Annotated in this window: 16 protein-coding genes and 1 pseudogene; 10 read left to right on the top strand and 7 right to left on the bottom strand. The window is 60.6% G+C overall.

Going from position 1 to position 25581, the window contains the following annotated elements; translation table 11 throughout:
* Positions 1-149: 149 nt before the first annotated feature.
* Together F6V30_RS16245 and F6V30_RS16250 are read right to left on the bottom strand one after the other, a co-directional pair.
* Entirely contained in the window at positions 150-1787 is a 1638-nt protein-coding gene (locus F6V30_RS16245; RefSeq protein ID WP_151158187.1) for an ABC-F family ATP-binding cassette domain-containing protein, read from the bottom strand.
* Between the two features lie 106 nt (positions 1788-1893).
* Positions 1894-2355: a YaiI/YqxD family protein gene (locus tag F6V30_RS16250; RefSeq protein ID WP_151158189.1), complete on the bottom strand. Its 462-nt coding sequence runs from the start codon at positions 2353-2355 to the stop codon at positions 1894-1896.
* A gap of 300 nt (positions 2356-2655) precedes the next feature.
* Here F6V30_RS16250 and F6V30_RS16260 point away from each other — a divergent pair, with 300 nt between their 5' ends.
* From F6V30_RS16260 to F6V30_RS16270, 3 genes are all read left to right on the top strand, one after another.
* On the top strand, positions 2656-4998 hold the full coding sequence (locus tag F6V30_RS16260; RefSeq protein ID WP_191965750.1) for an ATP-binding protein: 2343 nt from the start codon (positions 2656-2658) through the stop codon (positions 4996-4998).
* Between the two features lie 82 nt (positions 4999-5080).
* A complete protein-coding gene (locus F6V30_RS16265) occupies positions 5081-5569 on the top strand; it encodes an adenosine-specific kinase (protein ID WP_151158191.1) in 489 nt (162 codons plus the stop codon).
* A 29-nt stretch (positions 5570-5598) separates the two neighbouring features.
* A complete protein-coding gene (locus F6V30_RS16270; RefSeq protein WP_338042784.1) occupies positions 5599-6123 on the top strand; it encodes a YbhB/YbcL family Raf kinase inhibitor-like protein in 525 nt (174 codons plus the stop codon).
* 97 nt (positions 6124-6220) lie between these two features.
* Here the strand turns inward: F6V30_RS16270 and F6V30_RS16275 are convergent, their stop codons facing one another.
* Positions 6221-7846, bottom strand: coding sequence for a fumarate hydratase (locus F6V30_RS16275; protein WP_151158193.1), 1626 nt, complete (start codon positions 7844-7846; stop codon positions 6221-6223).
* A 227-nt stretch (positions 7847-8073) separates the two neighbouring features.
* Here F6V30_RS16275 and cysE point away from each other — a divergent pair, with 227 nt between their 5' ends.
* Positions 8074-8748: a serine O-acetyltransferase gene (gene cysE, locus F6V30_RS16280; protein WP_151158195.1), complete on the top strand. Its 675-nt coding sequence runs from the start codon at positions 8074-8076 to the stop codon at positions 8746-8748.
* Between the two features lie 76 nt (positions 8749-8824).
* On the top strand, positions 8825-9652 hold the full coding sequence (lpxC, locus tag F6V30_RS16285; protein WP_151158198.1) for a UDP-3-O-acyl-N-acetylglucosamine deacetylase: 828 nt from the start codon (positions 8825-8827) through the stop codon (positions 9650-9652).
* 185 nt (positions 9653-9837) lie between these two features.
* On the opposite strand, the gene F6V30_RS16290 is transcribed toward lpxC, so the two are convergent.
* Together F6V30_RS16290 and F6V30_RS16295 are read right to left on the bottom strand one after the other, a co-directional pair.
* Positions 9838-13077, bottom strand: a complete 3240-nt coding sequence (locus tag F6V30_RS16290) for a DUF3971 domain-containing protein (protein ID WP_191965751.1) — start codon at positions 13075-13077, stop codon at positions 9838-9840.
* Complete coding sequence (locus F6V30_RS16295) at positions 13077-14387, bottom strand: hemolysin family protein (RefSeq protein ID WP_151158202.1); 1311 nt, start codon at positions 14385-14387, stop codon at positions 13077-13079. The genes F6V30_RS16290 and F6V30_RS16295 overlap by 1 nt, the downstream gene beginning before the upstream one ends.
* A gap of 280 nt (positions 14388-14667) precedes the next feature.
* Between F6V30_RS16295 and F6V30_RS17220 the strand changes: the two genes are divergently transcribed.
* From F6V30_RS17220 to F6V30_RS16315, 5 genes are all read left to right on the top strand, one after another.
* Positions 14668-14808: a hypothetical protein gene (locus F6V30_RS17220; protein WP_191965752.1), complete on the top strand. Its 141-nt coding sequence runs from the start codon at positions 14668-14670 to the stop codon at positions 14806-14808.
* Between the two features lie 359 nt (positions 14809-15167).
* Complete coding sequence (locus F6V30_RS16300) at positions 15168-16406, top strand: MdtA/MuxA family multidrug efflux RND transporter periplasmic adaptor subunit (protein WP_246163588.1); 1239 nt, start codon at positions 15168-15170, stop codon at positions 16404-16406.
* A gap of 224 nt (positions 16407-16630) precedes the next feature.
* Positions 16631-19747 (top strand): MdtB/MuxB family multidrug efflux RND transporter permease subunit, encoded by a 3117-nt coding sequence (locus F6V30_RS16305; protein WP_151158206.1) that lies wholly within the window; start codon positions 16631-16633, stop codon positions 19745-19747.
* Positions 19744-22845 (top strand): multidrug efflux RND transporter permease subunit, encoded by a 3102-nt coding sequence (locus tag F6V30_RS16310; RefSeq protein WP_151158208.1) that lies wholly within the window; start codon positions 19744-19746, stop codon positions 22843-22845. The genes F6V30_RS16305 and F6V30_RS16310 overlap by 4 nt, the downstream gene beginning before the upstream one ends.
* 80 nt (positions 22846-22925) lie before the next feature.
* Positions 22926-24368: an efflux transporter outer membrane subunit gene (locus F6V30_RS16315; protein ID WP_246163589.1), complete on the top strand. Its 1443-nt coding sequence runs from the start codon at positions 22926-22928 to the stop codon at positions 24366-24368.
* 124 nt (positions 24369-24492) lie between these two features.
* On the opposite strand, the gene F6V30_RS16320 is transcribed toward F6V30_RS16315, so the two are convergent.
* Both F6V30_RS16320 and F6V30_RS16325 read right to left on the bottom strand, forming a co-directional pair.
* Positions 24493-24729: a hypothetical protein gene (locus F6V30_RS16320; protein WP_246163591.1), complete on the bottom strand. Its 237-nt coding sequence runs from the start codon at positions 24727-24729 to the stop codon at positions 24493-24495.
* Positions 24730-24920: 191 nt separating this feature from the next.
* Positions 24921-25581: pseudogene (locus tag F6V30_RS16325) on the bottom strand (hypothetical protein); the annotation flags it as partial.

Below are 25581 nucleotides of genomic sequence, written 5' to 3' on the forward strand. Positions count from 1 at the left end.
CCGTAATGGCGGTCATCGTTTGATCGTACTTAAGTATATTGCCATGATCTGTTTGGGATGCAAATGTATTTTGTGCAGGCACGAAAACGCCCCGCTGCGGATGGCAACGGGGCGGGGGACCGGGAGGTATGAGCGGTTGTCGGGACTCCCTACAGGCTCAGTTCCGCATGGCCCTGGTACAACTCGTCCCGCTCCCGGATCACGTCCTCGTTCTCCAGATATTCGTCGAAGCCCATGACGCGGTCGATCACGCCGCCGGGGGTGATTTCGATGATCCGGTTGGCAATGGTGGCGACGAACTCGTGGTCGTGGGAAGCGAACAGCACCACCTCCGGGTAGGCGATGAGCCCGTCGTTCAGGGCGGTGATCGACTCCAGATCCAGGTGGTTGGTCGGCTCGTCCAGAATCAGCACGTTGGCGCCGGAGAGCATCATGCGGGACAACATGCAGCGTACCCGCTCGCCGCCGGAGAGGACCGAGGTCTTCTTCATCGCCTCATCGCCGGAGAAGAGCATCCTCCCCAGAAACCCCCGGGCAAAGGTTTCGCCCTCGGTGGGGGGCGAATACTGCCCCAGCCAGTCGATCAGGCTCAGGTCCTTCTCGAAATAGCTGCTGTTCTCCTTGGGGAAATAGGTGCTGGTAATGGTCACGCCCCAGCGGAACGAGCCGCTGTCCGGCTCCAGTTCGCCGGCCAGGATCTGGAACAGGGTGGTACGGGCCAGACCGTTGCCCCCGACAAAGGCGACCTTGTCGTTCTTGCGGATGATCAGGTCCAGGTTGTCCAACACCTTCACCCCGTCGATCTCCTTGGTGAGGCCTGATATCTCCAGGATGATGTCACCGCAGGGACGTTCCGCCTTGAACATGACGTGGGGGTACTTGCGCGACGACACCGGCATCTCCTCCAGGGTGAGCTTGTCCAGGAGCTTCTTGCGCGAGGTGGCCTGCTTGGCCTTGGAGGCGTTGGATGAGAAGCGCTGGATAAATGCCTTCAGCTCCTCGGCCTTCTCCGACACCTTGCGGTTCTCGTTCTGGCGCTGCTTCAGGTTCAACTGGCTGGCGTGGTACCAGAAGTCGTAGTTGCCCACGTAGACCTGGATGCGGCTGAAGTCGATGTCGGCGGTATGGGTGCAGACTTGGTTGAGGAAGTGGCGATCATGGGAGACCACGATCACCGTGTTGGTGAAGCGGAAGAGAAAATCCTCCAGCCAGGAGATGGACTTTAAGTCCAGGTTGTTGGTCGGCTCGTCCAGAAGCAGCACGTCCGGATTGCCGAACAGGGCCTGGGCCAGCAGCACGCGCACCTTGTCGCCCCCCTCCAACTCCTTCATCTTTTTCGTGCGGAGTTCCTCGGGGATGCCCAGGCCGTTCAGCAGCACCGCTGCCTCCGACTCGGCCTCGTAACCGTTCATCTCGGCAAAATCGGCCTCCAGCTCCGCCGAACGGACGCCGTCCTCCTCGCTGAAGTCGGCCTTGGAGTAGATCGCCTCCCGCGCGACCATGATCTTGTACAGCTCTTCATGCCCTCTGATAACCGTGTTGAAGACCGTCTCCTCGTCAAAGGCAAACTGGTCCTGACGCAGCACCGCCAGGCGCTCCCGGGGACCGAGGGCGATTTCCCCCTTGTCAGGAGTAATCTCCCCTGAAAGGATCTTGAGGAAGGTGGACTTGCCGGCGCCGTTGGCCCCGATCAGGCCATAGCAGTTGCCTGGCGTAAATTTGATGTTCACGTCCTTGAAGAGGATGCGTTTGCCGTAGGAAAGTGCAACATTTGAAGCGGTAATCATGTGTATCGGTTCCTTTCGAACAAATAAAAAACCACAGGGGCGATCCCTGTGGCTCAGGTCAATTAATATTTATATCATCATTGCCGCCTCAACAGCAATCGTTAATTCAGCGTTTCCTCCCCTTGGTCATTCGGGTCAGCAGGCTGTCCAGGGAGGAGGCAAAGCGCTGGCGGTCGGTCGCACCGAACTGGCCCGGCCCTCCCTGCACCACGCCCGCATCGCGCAGTTCCATCATCAGGTCGCGCATGGAGAGGCGCTCGCCTACATTTTCCTCGGTGTAGAACTCGCCCCGCGGGTCGAGCCCCACCGCACCCTTGGCTACGATCCGTGCCGCCAGCGGGATATCGGCGGTTATGACCACGTCTTCCGGGGTGGCTTGTTCGGCAATGTAGTCGTCGGCAACGTCAAAGCCCTCGCTCACCACCACCGAATCGATCAGGCGGGAATGATGCTTCGCCAAGCTGGTGTTGGCCACCAGGCAGACCGGAATCTCCAGACGTTCCGAGGCCCGGAAGACGATCTCCTTGATGACCCGCGGACAGGCGTCGGCGTCGATCCATATGCGCATGGGTGCTCCGTGGTGAAAATGGGATGAGGGGCAAGACTACCACAGATACGGCCCGATGTCCCATCTAAAGAGAATCATGGCACGGTGTTGGCCGGGGTCCTCGTGTTGTTCTTTCCACAACGGCCCACGGTTACATGTAATTTGAGTTACGCCGGTCGTGACCTCAGGCGATTGCTTGTCCGGAAACTTGTGATAGAATTACAAACAGTAACGAAGTCGTTTCAGCATGGTTGCCGTGCCGAGGCACGGGGGAGGCATATGCAACAGGGCGCATCTACCGGATTTACCCCCGGAAACCGCATGCAGCGCTTCGGTGCCGTCATTGCGGTATTCTGGACACTGCTCGTGGCGTACTCGCTGTACTGGGATCACCGGCAACATCGGGAGGACGTGCTGTTGCTCGGCAAGATGCAGAGCCAGGCCTTCTTCGAGAAGGATCTCCTCTACCGCCGCTGGGCATCCCGCCATGGCGGCGTGTACGTGCCGGTGACGGAATCCACCCAACCCAATCCCTACCTGTCCCGCATCCCCGAGCGGGATATCACCACCCCCTCCGGTAAACGGCTGACCCTGATGAATCCGGCCTACATGACGCGTCAGGTGTTTGAAATGGCCCAGGAGTACAGGGGGACCGGCCGCGGCCATATCACCAGCCTCAAACCGATCAGGGCCGAGAACGCCCCCGACCTCTGGGAAAGGGGGGCGCTGCAGGCGTTCGAACGGGGGGGTACGGAGGTCGGCGAGATAGAGCATATCGACGGCAAACCGTACTATCGCTACATGAAGTCGCTGTTGGCCGAGAAACCCTGCCTCAAGTGCCATGCCCCCCAGGGGTATCATGGGGGGGAGGTGCGGGGAGGCCTGAGCGTCTCCGTCCCCCTGGAACCAATCTATGCCATGATGGCCAGGGAGATGCGGGGGGTATATATCAACCACGCCTTCATCTGGTTGCTGGGTCTGGGGGGCATTGGGTTCGGGACCCGCAGACTGGGGCGCATAACCACGGAGCTTTATGAACAGACCGTGGCGCTGGAGCATGAGATAGAAGAGCGTGAGATGGCCCAGGAGACGCTCCAGGAACAGACGATCGTCCTGGAGGAGGAGATTGTCGAGCGGAGGCAGATCGAGGAAACGGTGCGCCTCAGCGAGGAAAAATTCTCCAAATCCTTCGACAACGCCCCCATCATCATGACGATCAGCACGGTTGAGGATGGCCGCTTTCTGGATGTGAACAAAAAATTCGTCGAGCTATCCGGCTTCAGCCGCCAGGAAGCCGTGGGCAGGACATCGCTCGAGCTTGGCTGGATCACGCCGGACCAGCGTCAGGTGCTAGTGGCCGAATTGGGGGAAAAGGGGCGCACCTCGGGCGTCGAGTTGCGGTTGCGCTCAAATGCCGAAAACTACATCACCTGCAGGTATTACGGCGAACTCATCACGGTTGACGGCCGCCAGTGCCTGCTTTCACTGGCCCATGACATGACCGAGCAGAGGGCCATGGAGGAGCAGCTCCGGCAGGCCCAGAAGATGGAGGCCATCGGCCAGCTTGCGGGCGGCGTGGCCCATGACTTCAACAATGTGCTCACGGTTATCATGGGGTATTGCAATCTGTTGCAGATGGACCCGAAGCTGGATACGCACCAGCGTGATGAGGTCGAGCAGATTATCGCCTCTTCCGAGAAGGCGGCCCAGTTGACCCGCGGGCTGCTTACCTTCAGCCGCAAAGAGGTCATGGATTTCAGGTCGGCCGACCTCAACGGTATCGTGCAGCATGTCCAGAAATTCCTCGCCCGGGTCATTGGCGAGGATATCCAGCTCAGAACCGTCTGCAACCGCCCTGAGATTGCCGTGCGCGTGGATAGCGCCCAGATCGAACAGGTCCTGATCAACCTGGCCACCAACGCTCGGGATGCCATGCAGATGGGGGGGCTGTTGAACATCGAAACGAACACCCTGGATGTTGACGACTCCTTTATCCATACCCATGGCTACGGTACGCCGGGCCGGTATGCCTGCATAGCGGTTTCCGATTCCGGCTGCGGCATGGACGAACAGACCCGCAAGAGGATCTTCGAGCCGTTTTTTACCACCAAGGAGCAAGGCAAGGGGACCGGCCTCGGCATGGCCATCGTCTACGGGATCGTCAAGCAGCATAACGGTTTTATCACTGTCTACAGCGAACCGGGACACGGCACCACCTTCAGGATATATCTGCCGCTGAGCGACGAAGGGCAGGGGGCGCGGGAAGAAACGGGGGAACCGGTCGCTCCCGACGGCGGGACCGAAACGATCCTTGTGGCCGAGGACGAAGCTGGGGTGCGCAGGCTTTTAGAAGACATCCTGACCCGGTACGGCTATCAGGTGATCCTGGCGGAGGACGGACAGGAGGCTGTCGAGAAATTCATGGCAAACCGTGGTAAGATTCACTTGGTCCTCACGGATATCATCATGCCCAGAAAGAGCGGTCAAGAGGCCGTTGCAGAGATCAGGCGGCTGCAGCCGGGCATAAAGGTGTGTTATGCCAGCGGATACACTGCGGATTTCATTCGGAATCGCGGCGTGGATGATGAGGGGATCGAGCTTATCATGAAGCCGGTCCAGTCGCAGGAACTCCTGTGGAAGGTGCGGGAGATATTGGACAGCTAAGGGGAAATGCGGCGCGGCTGTCCCGATGGCGGCACCGCGGCCAAGCGAGCCGCCCGAAACAGCCGGGCGCGGAGGAGGGGGCATGCAACTGGAGATTCATAACGTCAAGATCGACTATCCCGAAGGGTGCAACATCATCCTCGGCCAGACCCACTTTATCAAGACTGCCGAGGACTTGTACGAGGCCATCGCCACCACGGTGCCCCAGGCCCGTTTCGGCATTGCCTTCAGCGAGGCGTCCGGCCCCTGCCTGATCCGAACCGAGGGGAACGACGACGGGCTGATCAAGGGATGCGCCACCGTGCTGAAGGCCATCGGCGCCGGCCATGTCTTCTGCATCCTGCTGCGGGACGCCTATCCCATCAACATCCTCAACCAGGTAAAAAATTGCCCCGAAGTCTGCTGCGTCTATTGTGCCACGGCCAACCCGCTCCAGGTCGTCGTCGCCTCCACCATGCAGGGATGGGGCATCCTCGGGGTGATCGACGGTTGTGCCCCCAAGGGGGTGGAATCGGTTGAAGAGCGCCAGCAGCGGCACGGCCTGCTGCGCACGATCGGCTACAAGCTGTAATGACAGGACAGGGACGGAAGGTGGGGCGCGTGCTGGCGGCATTGCTGCTGGCGGCGCTCGGGGTCTTGCTGGGTGCGACCGCTCAGGGGAAGGGGGGACGCAGGATGGAAGCGTTGACCATTTCGAGTCCGGGCTTTAGCCATGGGGAGGCCATACCGTCCCGCCACACCTGCGATGGGAACGATACCAGTCCCGCCATCGTCATCGGCAGGGTGCCGCAGGCCACCCGGAGCCTGGCGTTGGTCATGGACGACCCGGATGCGCCCCTGGGGGACTGGGTGCACTGGGTGGTGTGGAACATCCCGCCCCAGACGCGGGAGATCCCCGAGCACGGCCTGCCGCCCCAGGCCAAACAGGGGAAGAACGACTGGCATCGGAACAGTTACGGCGGCCCCTGCCCGCCGTCCGGGACCCACCGCTATTTTTTCAGGGTCTATGCCCTGGACACTACGCTGCATCTCGGTGACTCCACCGCCAAGGGCGACCTGGAGCGGGCCATGCAGGGGCATGTCCTGGCCAAGGGGGAGTTGATGGGGACGTACAAGCGGCGGTGAGCGAGCGGGATTTTGCCGTTTATCGAAATTTTAGTGCACACGACAAATGGCCACAGTCCCCTGTGGCCATTTGCGTTGCCATCGTATCAGTTAATCTCTACAAACCAAGCTGTTTGAAGAAGTCGTTCCCCTTGTCGTCCACCAGGATGAACGCCGGGAAGTCCTCCACTTCGATCTTCCACACCGCTTCCATCCCCAGTTCCGGGAAGTCGATGCACTCGACCTTTTTGATGTTCTCCTCGGCCAGGACCGCGGCCGGGCCGCCGATGGAGCCGAGGTAAAATCCGCCGTACTTCTTGCAGGCGTCCGTAACCTGCTGGCTGCGGTTGCCCTTGGCGATCATGATCATCGCGCCGCCGTGGGATTGCAGTTCGTCCACATAGGAGTCCATGCGGCCGGCGGTGGTGGGGCCGAAGGAGCCGGAGGGCTTGCCCGCCGGGGTCTTGGCCGGGCCGGCGTAGTAGATCGGGTGCTTCAGCAGGTACTCGGGCAGTGCTTGGCCTTTATCCATGATCTCTTTGAACTTGGCGTGGGCGATGTCGCGGCCCACCACGATGGTGCCGGTGAGCAGGAGCGGGGTGGACACCGGGTGTTTGGTCAGTTCCGCCAGAATCTCCTTCATGGGGCGGTTCAGGTCGATCTTGACGCCGTGGCCGTGCTTGCCGCGGTACTGCTCGGGGATCAGGCGGCCGGGGTTGCGGTCCATCTCCTCCACGAACAGGCCGTGCTTGGTGATCTTGGCCTTGATGTTGCGGTCGGCCGAGCAGGATACCGCCATGCCCACCGGGCAGGACGCGCCGTGGCGCGGCAGGCGGATGACGCGCACGTCGTGGGCGAAGTACTTGCCGCCGAACTGGGCGCCGATGCCCAGCTTCTGCGCCGCCTCAAGGAGTTTCGCTTCCAGTTCCAGATCGCGGAAGGCCTGGCCGTGCTCGTTCCCCTGGGTGGGGAGGCCGTCCAGCTCCTTGGCGGTGGCCAGTTTGACGGTCTTCATGCAGGCGTCGGCGCTGGTGCCGCCGATGACGAAGGCGATGTGGTAGGGAGGGCAGGCGGCGGTGCCCAGGTACTTCATCTTTTCCACCAGGAATTTTTCCAGTTTGCCCGGGGTGAGCAGGGCCTTGGTCTCCTGGAAGAGCATGGTCTTGTTGGCCGAGCCGCCTCCCTTGGCCATGAACAGGAACTTGTAGTAGTCGCCGTCGGTGGCCGCGATGTCGATCTGGGCCGGGAGGTTGGTGCCGGTGTTGACTTCCTTGTACATGTCCAGGGCCACGGTCTGGGAGTAGCGCAGGTTCTCTTCGGTGTAGGTCTTGTAGACACCCTTGGAGATCCACTCTTCGTCCTTGACGCCGGTCCAGACCTGCTGGCCTTTCTTGGCGACGACCGTGGCGGTGCCGGTGTCCTGGCAGACCGGAAGTTCGAACTGGGCGGAGATCTCGGCGTTGCGCAGGAACGCCATGGCGACCCCTTTGTCGTTCTGGGAGGCTTCGGGATCGGAGAGGATCTTGGCCACCTGCTCGTTGTGCGCGGGGCGCAGCAGGAACGAAACGTCCCGCATGGCCTCATTGGCCAGAACGGTGAGCGCCTCGGGACAGACCCTGATGACCTGCTTGCCGGCAAACTCGGCCAATTCGACGTACTTTTCGCTTCCCTCGATCTTGCGGTACTTGGTTTCATCTGTGGCAAGGGGGAAGAGTTCCTGATAAACGAACGGTTTGGTGGACATGAATGTGGTTCTCCTTTCGTTGCCGGAAATTCGGCTTTGTTACGATTGATTGGATGCCGAGTGAAAAGTGTTTTGTATACAGGACGCAATGGGCGCATCTTAGTGAAAAGTACGCCCTTTGTCGAGAGCTAAGTTTACGACAAAACAGGTGATAAAAATTGACAGATTTAGTGGGCCTATGTTAATCCTGTACCACAATTTTCAACTGTTTGTACGGGAGTTTCACCATGTTCAAGAACCTGCGCGAGGATATCAACTCCGTCTTTGAACGCGATCCGGCCGCCCGCAATGCCATGGAGATCATCTTCTGCTATCCCGGCCTGCACGCCCTTTGGATATACCGTATTGCCCATTGGTTCTGGATCAACAAGCTATTTTTCCTGGGGCGTTTCATTTCCCATGTGGGCCGCTTCCTGACCGGCATCGAGATCCATCCGGGCGCCAAGATCGGCCGCAAGTTTTTCATCGACCACGGCATGGGGGTGGTGATCGGGGAAACGGCCGAAATCGGCGACAACGTGACCCTCTACCACGGCGTGACCCTGGGCGGGGTGACCTGGGACAAGGTCAAGCGTCACCCGACCCTGGGCGACAACGTGGTGATCGGATCGGGGGCCAAGGTGCTGGGACCGTTTACCGTCGGCAAGGGGGCCAAGATCGGCTCCAACTCGGTGGTGGTCAAGGAGGTCCCGGAAAACGCTACCGTGGTCGGCATCCCCGGTCGGGTGGTCATGGCCCAGGAAAAGAAGGAAGAGCTTCGCCCCGACCTGCAACACGACCAGCTGCCCGACCCGGAGGCCAAGGCGATTTCGTGTCTGTTCGACCAGATCCGCGAGTTGGAGAAGAAGTACGCCACCCTGGCCGAGGAACACGAGGCGCTGAAAAAGAAAATCAACGGCTGATCCGTCTCCCCTCCGTCAGACCGGAGGGGGAGCGGGGTGTGTGCCGCTGTGCAATAAAATTCGAGAAAGCTGCGCAATGATCAAACGACAAACCACCATCAATCGTATCTTCAAGATCACCGGCATCGGGCTGCATACCGGCCAACCGGTCAACCTGGAGTTCCTTCCCCGCCGCGAGTTCGGCATCGCCTTTGTCATCAACGGCCAGATGATCCCGGCCCGCTACGACATGGTGGCCGACACGCGCCTCTCGACCCTGATCGCCAGGGAGGGGGCATCGGTTTCCACCATCGAACACCTGATGGCGGCCTTTTACTTCTCCGGCATCACCAACTGCCTGGTGTACATCGACGGCCCCGAGGTCCCCATCATGGACGGCTCGGCCTGGGAGTTCTATCAGGGCATGTGGAAAGCCGGCGTCTACGAATTCCCGGAAAACGGCGTCTATCTGAAGGTGCTCCGCCCGGTGGAGGTCACCCGGGAAGACGCGTTTCTGCGGGTCAAGCCGCTCAATACCCTGGAAATCACCATGTCCATCGAGTTCCGGGCACCGGTCGGCAAGCAGAAGAAACGGGTCACGGACGTGGAAAACGCCTTCGCCATCATCAATTCCCGCACCTTCGGCTTCATCGAAGAACTGGAGGCGATCCGCCAGGCGGGTTTGGCCAAGGGGGCGACCCTGGACAATGCCGTGGCGATCGGCGAGGACAGCATCGTCAACCCCCACGGCCTGCGTTACAAGAAGGAGCTGGTCAATCACAAGATTCTCGATCTGATCGGCGATCTGTACACCAGCGGCTACCGCATCCTCGGCAAGGTCGAGGCCAACAAGACCGGCCATTACCTCAACAATCTGCTGCTGAAAGAGATCTTTTCAGACCCCGCCAATTACGCCATCTACTGAAACCCCGGATTGAGCGGGTTTCGCTTTGCTGCTCGACGCCTTTAAGGTTTTTGAAAATCGTAGCGAGGAGGCTGGTATGCAAGGCGCAAGCGAGCGAGAAGGCGAGGCGTACCCGTCGGTACGTTGAGCCTTTGAGCGAGTGGCAACGCCGCAGACCAGTCCCGCAGTAGATTTTCAAAAACCTGCTATTGTCCCAGTATGACCTCTCCCGTATCCGTGAACAGCTTCACCGGCAGTTCAAAGACCCGCTTGAAGATATTCAACGCTCCCCTGGCCATGGACTTGACCGGAATAGCGCTCACCTGTGGATCGGACCATTTGCCCTTGGCCTCGAAATAGGCCGTTACCACCGATTTGCCCTTGCCGGTCAGAAGCCAGCCTACCACCGGGATGCGGTTGACGATCTTGTCTACGGTCTGGAGCGGCTGGACGCCGATGGTGAAATTGAGTTCCTCCCTGACCATGTCCGCTCGGCCGATGACCGAGATGTTCATGGCGTCGCTGTTGATAAAGAGGTTTTGGGTCGAAATGCTGCCGTCGCTGAAGGCGAAGCTGCCATGGATGTCCTTATACGGCATACCGTCCGACACCATGTCCGGAAGTTGGAACTTGAGCAACTGGGATACGTTGAGGATCGAGAACATCTTGGAGAGCACGTTGAACTTCCGCAGAGTGCCTTTTTCCAGTCTCAGCTTCACATTGCCGAGCGCTGTCCTCTTGAGGTCCGCCAGGGTAGCCCCCCGGGCGGTCAGGTCGCCGGAGAGGTTCAGGGTCCCGGTGACCTCCTTGGTCACGTCCAGCGCTTGAAGGAGGCGCTCCGCATTGACCCGCGAAACACCGATATTCAGGTCATAGCGTCGCTCCTGGCCGTTGCCCGGCGCAATGCGCCCCTTTGCGGTCACCCTGCCGCCGAACATCTCGGCCCCCATGCCCTGGAGATAAAGAATGCCGTTTTCCTGGTGCAGGGTCGCGTTCAGCTTCGAGTAGGGAATCTTCTCGTATTTCCCGGATTCGGCGTTGAGCTTGAGATTCAGGTTCAGTCGCGATGATGCCCGATTGTCCGCGTTCCCCTGGTCGGAGAGCCTGGCCAGCAGGAGCAGGTCGTCCAGGTCGAGGTTGGATGAACTGAGCGCCAGGTTGGCCGTTGGGGCGGCCCCCGCGGTGTAATCGCCGTTGATGCTGAAATTGGACGTATTGAAGAGTCCGGACAAACGATTGATGGCATACCTGCCGTCCCTGACGGCCAGCACGGCATGCAGGCGGCGAATGCTGGCATTGGCCTTGGCCGGGGGCGGGGGAATGAGGTTTATGTCCCGCAGGAAGAACTGGGGCGACGACAGGGTGATCTCGGCTTCGGCGTTTTTCAGGCTTTTGACCCGGCCGCGCAGGTTGAGGAGCGAATCGCCGTAGCGGGCGCTCATGCCGGTAGTCTCCAGGCTGTTCCCGTGAAAGGTGATCGTGCTGCTGATGCCGCTCACCGGCTTCAGTTTGGGATCCGGCAGGAAGGAAAAAGTGTTCAGGGCAATGCTGCCGGAGTAATCCATGGCCGCGAAGTCTTCGGGGTTGCCGGTGCCGCGGATATGGGCCTGTACCCTCCCGCGCGGGCGGTGCTGTTGCCACATGGGCATGATGGGCAAGGTCTCGCTCAACCAAAACGGGTTGGTCTGCACCTCGAAACCGAGGTACGGCTTGTCGCCGTATCTCAGCAGGGCGTTTGCGGAGAGGGCGAGAGGCGGCAGGGTATAGGCCAGGCTGTTCAGCTTGATCTCGCCCGGCGGCAGGATCGAACTGAAGGCGAGGTGGTTCGCCATGCCAGCGGGTTTGCGCACAACGCCGGGAAAGGTGTAGGCGGCCTGCTTCAGTTCCCATTCGCCGTCCAGGCGGTAGGCGGAAAAATGGCCGTTGCCGGTGAGGACAAGGTTGGAGTTGCCGCTGAAATCGAGCTTGTGCGCCCCGACGATCCTGGCCAGCCAGGCGATTTCGGGGGAGCGTGGGGTGATCTCCATGCGGACCGGGTAGTCGGATTGCTTGTCGGTGTTGTATTCCGTGATCGACCCGTGCAATTTGAACGGCGACGTGCCGAAGGAGCCGGTCATGCCGATCAGGTTGAAGTTCTTACCCTTCAACTCGATGGTTCCCTTGATGTTGTTGAACATAGGCGCCTTGGGGCCGTAGCTGAGCACGGCCTTTTCCACCGGCCCCCGGATCAGGAGGGTGTTGTAATTGTCCCCCCGCTCCATGTGGGTGATCTGACTGACCCGTCCGTCCAGTACGCCGGTATCCAGCTTGAAGACCCCGGACTTGATCTTGTTCTCGATATAGTCGCTGGTGTCGGCGGGGATGATGCCGTAGGGAACGTAGGTCCTGACATCCTCATAGCGGAAGGTGCCCGGGGTGGCCGCCCTGGCGACGATGCGCGGATCCGGGCCGGCATAATCGTGCAGTTGGACGCTCCCCTTGATCCTGAAACCGTCGGTGCTCAGGTCGATGGCCTTGATATCCAGCAGTTTGCCGTTGAGTTTCAGGTCGTAGTCCGCCTGGAGGAAACGGGGCGCCACGGTTGCGTGGAATATGGTCGGCCAGGACACGGCGGCGTTGTTGATGCGGATTTTGCCCTTGGCGGCGAACTCACGGGGTTTGCCCTTGAAGCTGGTGGCGACGTCAAGGCGGCCGCCCGGGTTGGCGAAGGGGATGCGCCTGCCGAAGTAAGGCCAGAAACGGCCGATTTCGGCCTGTTTGATATCCGCATCGCCGTTTAGTTCCATTTCAAGCAGGGATTGCCCCTTTTCTGGGAGCTTGATCGTACCGTTCAGGGCGATTTTGGCGGGAGCCCCCGATAGGGCCGGGATGTCGCAGACGAGTTTGACGCTCCCTTTGCGGCCGCGGGCCACGTGATCCATGGTCAGGGCGATATTGGTGGCGGCAACAACCGGCAGCCCATCTTTGCCCACGGCCATGTCGTGCCACTGGATCGTACTGCGCTTGAGCTGCACCTTGCGGAACTGGATCTGCATGCCTTCCTTGCCCGGCGCCAACAGGTCGTCGATGTTCAACTTCCCGTCTTTGTTCCGTACCAGACGGATGTCAGCCCCTTCCAGGGCTACGTCGCGCAACACGACACGTTCCTCCAGCAGGGGCCAGAGGGCCAGCCGCACCGTGATGCGGTCGGCCTTGAGGAAGTCGGCGCTGTTGTCCGGCTCCTTGACCGTGATGCCGTCAAAATCGAAGGAAGGGCCGAAGTGCCATTTGAACTCGCCGTGGGTGAAGGTGACCTTGCGGTTGAGGGATTTTTGCAGGGAAGCGAGGATCTCGTCGCGATAGGAGTTGACATCCAGCAGGTAGGGCAGAAAAAAAGCCAGGCTGACCACGATGGTGCTGACGGCCAGCAGCAGGATGCCGGAAAGCTTTATATAGGAGCGTTTCATCATGGCTGTTCGGGGGGGAGGGGGGTGACGCGGACCTTCAGTACCGCGGTCTGGGTAACCTCCTCGCAGAGGAACCGGTAGCCGTGCCATTCGACGGTCTCGCCTTTCAGCGGGAAACGGCCCAGCTCCTGTAGGATCATGCCGGCCACGGTTTCAAAGGGAAGTTCCTCGTCCACCTTGATCTCCAGGGCGTCGGCCAGGTCGAAGACCGAAAGCAGGCCATCCACCATCAGGCTGCCGTCCTCCATATTCATTATGGTCGGTTGTTCCCCGACATCGTGTTCATCCTCGATCTCCCCCACCAACTCCTCTATCAGGTCTTCGGTGGTGACCAAGCCGCTCAGGCCGCCGTACTCGTCCACAACCAGCACCATCTGGTTGCGGTTGCGCTGCATTTCCTTGAGGAGTTCGTTGACCTTCTTGCCCTCCGGCACGAAGACCGGCGGCAGCATGATGGCCGCGAGGTCGAGCTGCTCGCCCGCCACCAGCCGTCCCAGGATGTCCTTGCCGTGCACCACCCCCGCAATCTCCTCGATGCTGCCGGTATAGACCGGGTAGCGGGAGTACATGCTTTCCATCAGCGTGGCCACCACCTGGTCGCGGGGCGCGGCAAGGTCGAGGGCTACCATGCGCGTACGCGGGACCATCACCTCGCGGACGCAGGTGTGGGAGAACTCGAAGACATTGCGGATGTACTCGTGTTCGGTCTCGCTGAAAACACCGCTCTCCTGCCCCTCGGCCACGATGTGCTGCACCTCTTCACGGGAGATGAAGGGTTCCCGGTTGGCTGGAATACGCAAGAGCCGCATCACCGCCTTGCTGGAGACGGTCAGGAGGCTGACCAGGACCGAGCCGACCCGGGCGAGCACGCTGATGGGCCGGGCGACCCGCAAGGCGATGGCGTCGGAGTATTGCAGCCCGATGGCCTTGGGCACCAGTTCGCCCAGGATGAGCAACAGGTAGGAGATGATAACCACCATGCCGGTGACCGCCACCGGTTCGGCGGCATGGGCCAGGAAGCCGATCCCCAGGTTCTGAAACCAGGGGCGGAGGTAGTCGACGGCGATAATGCCGCCCATGGTCGAGGCCGTGGCGCCGGTCACGGTGACGCCGACCTGCACCAGCGCCAGCAGGCGGTGGGGGTCGTGCTGAAGCACCTCGATGAGGCTTGCCCGCTTGTCGCCCTCGTCCACCAGTTGGGCGACACGGCTCTTGCGAATGGAAATGATGGCAAATTCGGAGCAGGCAAAAAAGCCGTTCAGAACAATCATCACTGCAATGACGAATATTTCAACGAGAACGGTATCCACAAAACCTCCATTAAAGCGACATTTTCACTCCTGATGTGGCTAATGTCAACCGTCACATGTGTCGGTATACGTTTTATTCGTGTAATGGTGCGAAAATGCCGGGAAAAGTTCCCGCCGCCGTGCGGCTGCCGGGCATTTAATTCAATTTTTTACCGCGGGGCATGTAACCTTTGGGGGCTTTGATCGTCTTATGCTTTATAAAACGTAAGGCCGCGCGTTGTTATGCACAACCGAAGACCGCTGGAGCGGTAACCAAACTCTTTGAAGGAAGGCGCGGCAGATGAGCGACAAGCTATGTTCAAGGGCCTGGATCCGCCCGGTAACAGCCGTCACATTCCCGGCCGTGGCCCTCAGCGGATTATTTCTGGCGCTGCACATCCAGATCGGCGAAAACGTCAAGGTGCTCCACGAGAGTACATAATGAGAAACGGAAGATCGCTTCCGTTTCTCATTTTGTTCCTGGCGGCAGTGCTGAAAGTATTTTGAGAACAGGGACCAGACTCCTTTTTATTTTTCTCGCAATAGTCTATATAGTGGGGCTGATTGGTAAGTGAATAAGTCGGCTTCATTCTTTTCATCGTTACCCAGTATCCAGGGCAGCAAGCACATAAGGCAGGAGGAAATCGTGACGTTACATGCAGCAGGCACTTTTGCACGCCTGAAGAAACCGGAAACAAGGGCGGTGCGGCAATGACCCTACAACCTCATCAGGAAGAGACAGGCAATGAACCATCCGAAAACGCCCCGACAGCCTCTCGGTCCCGGCTCTGGTGGCTGATCGTGCCGTTGATAGGGCTGTTGGCGGGTGGGGGGTACCTGTATTGGGGCGGGAAACCGGTCCCGGCCGCCAAGCAGGGTGGGGCGAAAAATGCCCCCCAGGTGGTCCCGGTGGTGGCACGGGCCGCGGGAAAGGCGGATGTGGGGGTGTATATCACGGGGCTCGGCAATGTGACCCCTCTCAACACGGTCACCGTCAAGTCCCGTATTGATGGGCAGCTCATGGAGGTCCGCTTCCGGGAGGGGCAGGTCGTCAAGCGGGGCGATCTCCTGGCCGTTATCGACCCGCGGCCGTACCAGGTGCAGTTGACCCAGGCCGAGGGGCAGATGGCCCACGACCAGGAACTGCTGCGGAATGCCCGCCTCGACCTGCAGCGCTATAAGCTCTTGTGGCAACAGGACTCCATTCCCAAACAGCAGTTGGACACTCAGGAGACCCTGGTGCGTCAGTATGAAGGGACCGTCAAGGTGGACAAGGGGCAGATCGACAGCGCAAAACTGCAACTGGTCTACAGCCGGATTACGGCGCCCATCAGCGGCCGGGTCGGCTTGCGTCAGGTCGACGCCGGCAACATCATTCATGCCAGCGATACTACCGGCCTGGTGATCATTACCCAACTCCAGCCTATCACGGTGGTCTTCCCGGTCCCCGAGGACAGCCTTCCCCAGGTACTCGGCAAATTCAGGTCGGGAGCCCATCTTGCCGTTGAAGCCTTTGACCGGGAGCAGAAACAGAAGCTTGCCACGGGGCAGCTTCTGACCATCGACAACCAGATCGACCCGGCCACCGGCACGGTCAAGTTCAAGGCGGTGTTTCCCAACAACGATAATGCCCTGTTTCCCAATCAGTTCGTCAATGCCCGACTGCTCGTGGAAACCAGGCATGATAGTGTCGTGGTCCCCTCCTCCGCCATCCAGCGCGGCTCCCAGGGGACCTTCGTGTATCTGGTGAAGGCCGATAAAACCGTTGCCATTCGTCCGGTCGTCATCGGCACCACCCAGGGGGATGATATCGCCATTACCTCGGGCCTCGAGGCGGGCGAGATGGTGGTGGTGGACGGCGCCGAACGTCTGCGGGACGGCAGCAGGGTGGAACTGAGGGAACCGGGTCGCCAGCGGGGCCAGGGCGGCCCGAATGGCGCAACTGCCCCCGGGAGTCCGAAAGGGCAGGGGGGGCAGCGGGGAGCGGCGAAGGGTGCAGGACAGAAACCTGGCGGGGCTCAACAGGGAACAAAACCCTGACGTGGAAAGTTTTCACCACGGAGGGCACCGAGGTACAGGGAGGAATAAAAAACACGGCAGGGCTTTTTATGCTCTAGAGGCTCTGCCGCTAAACCGTCATTACCTTCCCGATGCAGAAAAAGGGTTGTGAAGAAACATCCAACCTTTTCTCCGTGTCCTCCGTGGTAACCTGCTTTTGTGTTGATGTCATTTTGTTCAGTCGAAGGTGATTTTTAGGATATTCCATGAATCTTTCGCGCATTTTCATACTCCGTCCCGTGGCCACGACCCTGCTGATGATCGCCATCCTGCTGGCCGGTGCCGTGGCCTACAAGCAGTTGCCGGTTTCGGCTCTCCCCCAGGTGGATTATCCCACGATCCAGGTGCGCACCTTTTACCCCGGCGCCAGCCCGGATGTGGTCGCCACCTCCATCACGGCGCCGCTGGAACGCCAGTTCGGGCAGATGCCGGGCCTGACCCAGATGACCTCCACCAGCTCCAACGGCTGCTCGGTCATCACCATGCAATTCAGCCTGGAGTTGAGCCTGGATATTGCCGAGCAGCAGGTGCAGGCAGCCATCAATGCCGCTTCCACCTTTCTTCCCACCGGCCTTCCGAACCCGCCTGTCTACAGCAAGGTCAATCCGGCCGATACGCCGATCCTGACCCTGGCGCTCAGTTCCGATTCCCTGCCTCTCCCCAAGATAGAGGACCTGGCCGATACCCGCTTTGCCCAGAAGATCTCCCAGCTTCCCGGTGTGGGGTTGGTGAGTATCAGCGGCGGGCAGCGGCCGGCGGTGCGAGTCCATGCAAACCCGACGGCGCTGGCTTCCTACAGCTTGACCATGGAAGACCTGCGCTCCTCCATAGCCACCGCAAACGTCAACCAGGCCAAGGGCGGCTTTGACGGCCCCCGCCAGTCCTACATCATCGGCGCCAACGACCAGCTCTACAGCAGCAAGGACTTCCGCCCCCTGGTCGTCGCCTACAAAAACGGCGCGCCGGTACGGCTGTCCGATGTGGCCGATGTCGCGGACGATGCGGAGAACGTCAACCAGGCCGCCTGGATGAACGAAAAGCCGTCGGTGATCGTCAACATACAGCGCCAGCCGGGTGCCAACGTCATCGAGGTCGTGGACCGCATTAAAAAACTGATGCCCCAACTGCAGGGTTCGTTGCCCGCCTCGATCAAGGTGTCGGTGCTGACCGACCGCACCAACACCATCCGGGCCTCGGTGCGCGACGTGCAGCACGAGATGCTGCTTGCGGTAGTGCTGGTGGTGCTGGTCATCTTTCTCTTTCTGCGCAATTTTTCCGCCACCATCATCCCCAGCGTGGCGGTACCGCTCTCTCTGGTGGGGACCTTCGGGGTCATGTACCTCTTGGGGTTCAGTCTCAACAACCTGACACTGATGGCCCTGACCATCTCCACCGGTTTCGTGGTCGATGACGCCATCGTCATGATCGAGAACATCACCCGCTACATCGAGGAGGGGGAGAGCCCGCTCCAGGCTGCGCTCAAGGGCTCGCAACAGATCGGGTTCACCATCCTGTCGCTGACGGTCTCGCTGATTGCCGTGTTGATCCCACTGCTCTTCATGGGCGATGTCGTCGGCCGCCTGTTCCGCGAGTTTGCCGTCACCCTGGGGGTTACCATCCTCATCTCTGCGGTGGTCTCCCTGACCCTGACCCCCATGATGTGCGCCCGACTGCTCAAACATGTGCCCGAAGAACGGCAGGGACGGTTTTACCACGCCTCGCAGCTCTTCTTCGACCGGGTCATTGCCGCCTACGGCCGTTCGCTCAAGATCGTGCTGCGGCACCAGACTGCGACGCTGGTGATCGCGGTCGGCACGCTGGTGCTGACGGTCGTACTCTACGTGATGGTACCCAAGGGATTTTTCCCGGTACAGGATACCGGTGCCATCCAAGGGGTGACCGAGGCGGCCCAATCCATCTCGTTTCCCGCCATGGCCGAGCGCCAACAGGAGCTTGCCCGGGCGATCCTCAAAGATCCTGCCGTCGAGAGCCTCTCTTCCTTCATTGGGGTGGACGGCATCAACACCACACTCAACAGCGGCCGCATCATGATAAACCTGAAGCCGCTCGCCGAGCGCGACGCCAGCGCCAGCGAGGTCGTGCGCCGTTTGCAGGCGGACACATCGGGCGTCGCCGGCATAAAACTCTTCATGCAGCCGGTTCAGGACCTGACCGTCGACGCCAGGGTCAGCCGCACCCAGTTCCAGTACACCCTGGAAGACCCCAATACCGATGAACTGAAAGCGTTGGCGCCCAAGGTGATCGAGGCGATGAAAGCACGCCCCGAACTTCTTGATGTCAGCAGCGACCAGCAGGACCAGGGGGCGCGCGTCGTGCTGGATATCGACCGGAACACGGCGGCCCGTTTCGGCATCACCCCCCAGAACATCGACGACGCCCTCTACGACGCTTTTGGCCAGAGGCTTGTCTCGACCATATTTACCGAACTGAACCAATACCGGGTCGTACTGGCCGTCAAGCAGGATTTCCGCACGAGCCCCACCGGCCTGCAATCGGTCTATCTGCGCAGCGCCAGTGGCGGCATGATCCCCTTGAGTACCATTGCCCGGGCGACGGAGTCGGTCGGGCCGCTGGTCATCAACCGCCAGGGGCAATTTCCGGCGGTGACCACGTCGTTCAACCTGGCGCCGGGCATGTCGCTGGGGACTGCGGTGACGGCGGTGGAGGCGGCAACCGAGAAACTCGGGCTGCCGGCCAGTATCAAAGGCACGTTCCAGGGGACGGCCCAGGCCTTCAAATCATCTTTGTCCAACGAACCGCTGCTGATTCTGGCGGCCCTGATTACGGTCTACATCGTGTTGGGGGTGTTGTACGAAAGCTACATCCATCCGGTCACCATTCTCTCCACCCTTCCTTCCGCCGGCGTCGGAGCGGTGCTGTCGTTGATGATCTGTCGCACCGACTTGAGTGTCATTGCCATCATCGGCATCATCCTCCTGATCGGCATCGTCAAGAAGAATGGCATTATGATGGTGGACTTTGCCCTGGATGCGGAGCGCAAGGAAGGAAAACCACCGGAAGAAGCCATTTATCAGGCATGCCTGCTCCGCTTCAGGCCGATCATGATGACCACCATGGCGGCTCTTCTGGGGGCGTTGCCGCTGGCCATGGGGCATGGCGTCGGGTCGGAGTTGCGGCGGCCGCTGGGCATCTCCATCGTGGGGGGGCTGATTTTCAGCCAGATCCTGACGCTCTATACCACGCCGGTGATCTACCTGGCCTTTGACCGGCTGGCGCAGAGACGGGGAAAACGTCGGGGGGAAGAAAGAAAGATCAAGAGCCCCGACGTTACCACAGCATGAACATCTCCGCCCCTTTCATAAAACGTCCGGTCGCCACCACGCTGCTTACCTTGGGGCTCGTATTGGCCGGGGCGATCGCTTTCCGTCTCTTGCCGGTATCGCCGCTGCCCCAGGTGGATTTTCCGACTATTTCGGTTTCGGCGTCCCTGCCCGGCGCAGACCCGGAGACCATGTCCACCTCGGTGGCGGCGCCGCTGGAGCGCCAATTCGGCCGTATCGCCGGCGTGACCGAGATGACGTCCACCAGCAACCGCGGTTCCACCAGCATCACCATGCAGTTCGACCTGAACCGCGACATCGACGGCGCCGCGCGGGACGTGCAGGCGGCCATCAATGCCTCCCGGGGCGATCTGCCTTCCAACCTCCCCAGCAACCCCAGCTACCGCAAGGTCAATCCGGCCGATGCGCCGATCCTGATCCTGGCCCTGACCTCGGATACCATGAGCAAGCCGCAGATGTACGACGCCGCTTCGTCCATCATGCAGCAGAAGCTCTCCCAGGTGAAAGGGGTCGGCCAAGTGTTTGTCGGGGGGAGTTCTCTCCCGGCGGTGCGGGTGGAGCTGAATCCGCTTACGCTCAGCAAGTACGGCCTCAGCCTGGAAAACGTGCGCAGCATGCTGGCGGCTACCAATGTCAACCGGCCCAAAGGCCAGGTTTCCTCTGGCGATAAGACCTGGGAGATCCGTGCCAACGACCAGCTTCGCACGGCCAAGGAATATCTGCCGCTGGTGGTGAACTACAAGAGCGGCGCAGCACTCCGGCTGGCTGACGTGGCCAATGTGCAGGACTCGGTGGAAGACCTGCGCTCCGCCGGCCTGGTGAACGGCAAGCCGGCGGTCATGGTGATCATTTCCCGCCAGCCGGGCGCCAATATCATCGAGACGGTGGACAACGTGCGCGCCTTGCTGCCGCAGCTTCAGGCCGCCCTGCCGGGGGCCGTCAATCTGTCGGTCGTCCTTGATCGCACCCCTTCCATACGCGGCTCCCTGCGGGACGTGGAACGCTCGCTGCTGCTTTCCGCGCTGCTGGTGATCCTGGTGGTGTTCTGGTTCCTGCGCAATGCGCGCGCCACGCTTATCCCGGCTGTGGCCGTCGGGGTGTCGATCATCGGCACCTTTGCGGTGATGTACCTGTTCGACTACTCCCTGGATAATCTGTCGCTGATGGCCTTGACGATTGCCACCGGTTTTGTCGTGGACGACGCCATCGTGGTGCTGGAAAATATCACCCGCTACCGGGAACAGGGGCAATCGCCGCTCCAGGCGGCCCTGTCCGGTTCCAGAGAGATCGCCTTCACCGTCCTCTCCATGAGCGTTTCCCTGGTAGCGGTATTCATTCCCATCCTGCTGATGGGGGGGATCGTGGGGCGTTTGTTCCGCGAATTTGCCGTAACCCTCTCGGCGGCGATCATGGTTTCTTTGCTGGTGTCCCTGACCGCGACTCCCATGATGTGCGCCACGCTGCTCAAGCCTGAACGGAAACGGAAATACGGCATCATCTACCGGGCCAGCGAAGGGATGTTCACCCGGCTTCACAGCTTCTACAAGGTCACCCTCTCCTGGGCACTCGCCCATACCCGCATCATGCTGCTCATCATCGTGGCAACGGTGGTGGTCAATGTGGCGCTGTTCATACTCGTCCCCAAGGGGTTCTTCCCTGAACAGGATACCGGCCGTATCATGGGGAGAATCCAGGCTGCCCAGGATATCTCGTTCCAGGCCATGGAGCAGAAGCTGGCCCAGATCGTGGGCATCATCAAATCCGATCCGGACGTGGAGTATGTGACCGGATTCACGGGCGGTAACGGTGGCGGCGCAACCACCAATACCGGCCGGATGTTTATCTCCCTGAAACCGTTCGAAAAGAGGACCAGCAGCGCCAACGACGTCATCAAGAGGTTGCGCAGGAAGCTTATGGGCGTACCGGGTGCACCGGCCTTCCTGGCCCCGGTGCAGGATCTGCGCGTCGGCGGCAGGATCGGCAACGCCCTCTACCAATATACCCTCCAGGGGAGCGACCTGAACGAGCTCAACACCTGGTCCCAGAACGTGCTCCGGAAATTGCGCACGGTCCCCCAGGTGGTCGACCTCAGCAGCGACCTGCAGAACAAGGGGAGGGAGGCATCGTTGGTGATCGATCGCCCCACGGCGGCCCGTTTGGGCATCACCCCCCAGGTGATCGACAATACCCTGTACGACGCCTTCGGCCAACGCCAGGTGTCCATCTCCTACACCCTGCTGAACCAATACCATGTGATCATGGAGGTTGACCCCGTCTTCTGGCAGCGGCCCGATACGTTGCGGGACATTTACGTCCCCTCGACCAGCGGCAGCCAGGTGCCGCTTTCGAGTTTTACCCATTATGAACCTTCGGCCACGGCCTTGGCGGTGAATCACCAGGGGCAATTCCCGGCAATCACGTTGTCGTTCAACCTGGCTCCCGGCGTGGCCTTGGGCGATGCGGTCAAGGCGATCGAGGCCGCTACCCGGGAGATGGGTATGCCGCTCACCATTCGGGGCAGCTTCCAGGGGACGGCCCAGGCGTTTCAGGCTTCACTCAACAATCAGCCGCTCCTGATCCTGGCGGCCCTGGTGGCAGTTTACATCGTGCTCGGGGTGCTGTACGAGAGCTATATCCACCCCATCACCATCCTCTCCACCCTGCCGTCGGCAGGGGTAGGGGCGGTGGCCGCCCTGATGCTGTTCCGCACCGACTTGAGCCTGATCGCCATCATCGGCGTCATTCTGCTGATCGGCATCGTCAAGAAGAATGGTATCATGATGGTGGACTTCGCCATCGCCGCCGAGCGCAACGAGGGGAAAAGCCCTGAGGATGCGATCTACGAGGCCTGCCTGCTCCGCTTCCGGCCGATCATGATGACCACCATGGCCGCACTCCTGGGAGCGCTTCCCATGGCATTGGGGTTCGGTGTGGGATCGGAATTGCGGCGCCCCCTGGGCATCTCCATCGTCGGCGGCCTGATCTTCAGTCAGATGCTGACCCTGTACACCACCCCGGTGGTGTACCTCTATATGGACCGTTTCAGGCTGTGGGTAGCGAAGATCCGGGGACAGAGGAAGAAAGCATCCCGGGCTTAAACGTGGACACACCACGGATTGGCGGCAATGGTTTCTCGCGCCGCCCGGCCATGACGTTTTGAATTGGGAAAGGATACACCATGTTTATGATACCATCGCCCTGCCGCCGTTACCTCTTTCTTGCCGGAACGCTCATGTTCCTGGCCGGCTGTACGGTCGGCCCGAATTACGTTCGGCCGGAGGCTGTGCCGGTCATGCCGGCGGCCTACAAGGAAGTGAACGGCTGGAAAACGGCACAACCGCGGGATGAAGCCATCAAGGGGGCCTGGTGGCAGCTATTCAACGACCCGCAGTTGAATGCTCTGGAAGAACAGGTCGCCGTGTCGAATCAAAACGTGCTCACGGCCGAGGCCAGCTTTCGCCAGGCCCGCGCCCTGATCCAGTCCGCCAAGGCCGGTTACTACCCGACGGTCTCGGCCGGGGCCTCGGCCACCCGCGCCCATCAGTCATCGACCCTCGGCAGCGCTGCAAAATCCGATACCACCACCTATACGATTCCCGTGGATATCTCGTGGGAGGCCGACATCTGGGGCCGCGTACGGCGCAGCGTGGAAGCGAGCCGGGCCAGCGCCCAGGCCAGCGAGGCCGATCTGGCGGCGCTCCGCCTGAGCGCCCAAGCCCAGCTTGCCCAGGCTTACTTTCAACTGCGCACCCAGGATGCCCAGAAGGCATTCCTGGACGCCACCGTTGCCTACTACCGTAAATCCCTTGAATTGACGAAAAACCGCTACGCCGGCGGTGTGGCTGCAAAGGCGGATGTGCTTCAGGCTGAGACCCTGCTCAAGAGCACCCAGGCCCAGTCCATCGACCTCGATGTACAACGTGCCCAGTACGAGCATGCCATTGCCCTGCTGATCGGCAAACCGGCTTCCGATTTCAGCCTGCCCGCCGCTCCCCTCGAAGCGGAACCGCCGGCTATCCCTCTGGGGGTGCCGTCCCTGTTGTTGGAACGCAGGCCCGACATCGCCGCATCGGAGCGGCGGATGGCGGCGGCCAACGCCCAAATAGGCGTAGCCGAGGCGGCCTGGTATCCATCCCTTACCTTGAGCGCATCGGGCGGTCTGGAGACGACGAGCTTTTCCCGCTGGTTGAGTTGGCCGAGCCGTTTCTGGTCGGTGGGCCCCGCGGTTTCGGAGACCCTGTTCGACGGCGGGCTGCGCAGCGCACAGAGCGACCAGGCACGGGCCGCCTATGATGCCGAGGTGGCCGCCTATCGCCAGACCGTGCTGACCGGTTTTCAGGAGGTGGAGGATAATCTGGCGGCGTTGCGCATCCTGGAGGAAGAGTCCAAGGTTCAGGATGAGGCGGTTCAGGCCGCCCGCCAATCGGTAGCCGTTGCCGAAAATCAGTACAAGGCCGGCATCACCAGTTATTTGACCCTTCTGACCGCTCAGGCCGCCGAGCTTGCCAACGAACGGACGGCCATCACCATCCGCGGGAGCCGCATGACTGCCGGCGTGCTCCTGATCAAGGCCTTGGGGGGCGGGTGGGACGCCTCGGCCCTGCAGGATGAGAAACGCTGACCCCACGTCGTCAAGCTGCGGAAGGATGACAGCCGGAGGTTGATGGCGCGGCAAGGTGCAAAGCAAAACGGTTCCCGGCGCTATGGACGGAAACCGTTTTGCTGCAACTGCGTTATGAGGGGGCTTACGAGTTGTCTTCCGGGCCGCCGAGGTACTTGCTGACCTCGTTGGCAAGGGTCGAGTGATGCAGCAACCGGCTGGGGATCTTGTCGCCGCCGAACAGCTCCTGATGCCAGGGCTGCTTTTTCAGCCAGTCCATGAGCCTTTGCCACGCCGGCCAATTATCGAATTCACCGTCGATACCGGTAAGCTGGTTGAGGAATTTGTCGCGCGGACTTCGCATGTGGGAAGGAACGGCCATAGGCGGGGTACTCCGGGTAGCGGGAAATGCGGTTGTCGTCTTGTTTCCGGTTGCATCAGCAAAAGACGATGATTACAGTTGATGTCTTTGATATATCTACTATCTTTGGTATTAAATCAAGCGATAATCCCTGTCGGCCCTGCATTCGGTGCGGCAAAACGCATTTTTCTACGCACCCGCTGCCCTGGTGCTCACTGGGGGGCCGGCAGGAGCTGTTTTTTCTTGTCCGTCTTATGCCGCTTTTTCAACGCCGACTTCTTTGAGGCGCCGGTGGTGGTTGACTTCCCGGCGGTTTGCTTGACTACGGGAGATGCAGCATCCATCCGTCCCGCTTCCCGGCTCGGCTCGTTCCGGGCCGTGGCCTCCTGCTCGAGACGTTCCTGCTCCCGGGCACTCTTTTCAGCAGCCAACCGGGCTTCTTTCCCCTTCTCCCATTCTGCCCTGAATGTTGTAATCCGGTCCAGTTCTTCTTTGGTGAACTGTTCCTTCATCCGTGCCAACTGTTCCGAGGGCGACGGCTCCCGCGCCTTGCTGTCCTCCGGTGCAGCGGCAACGGGCTGTCCGGGCTTTTCCTGTGGGGCCGGCTGGGGCGGTGCTTCGGCTTGTTCCAGGCGTTTTTTCGCCAAAGCGGCTTTTACGGAGGCAAAGGTCGGTGCCGGTCCGGATTTGTCCGTGGTGCCGCCAAAGGGGATGGTCACGCCCAGGGTATACTCGAAGGCGCCGGCATTGGCCACGACGTGCCGCACATCCGCCCGCAGCGCCAGCCGGTCGTACAGGAAGTATTTCACACCGCCGCCATAGTCGATAAAGCCCATCGTCTTTCTCGAAACAAGGGCCGAGGGGCCCGACATG

It is taken from the genome of Oryzomonas sagensis (genome assembly GCF_008802355.1).
Lineage (GTDB): Bacteria > Desulfobacterota > Desulfuromonadia > Geobacterales > Pseudopelobacteraceae > Oryzomonas > Oryzomonas sagensis.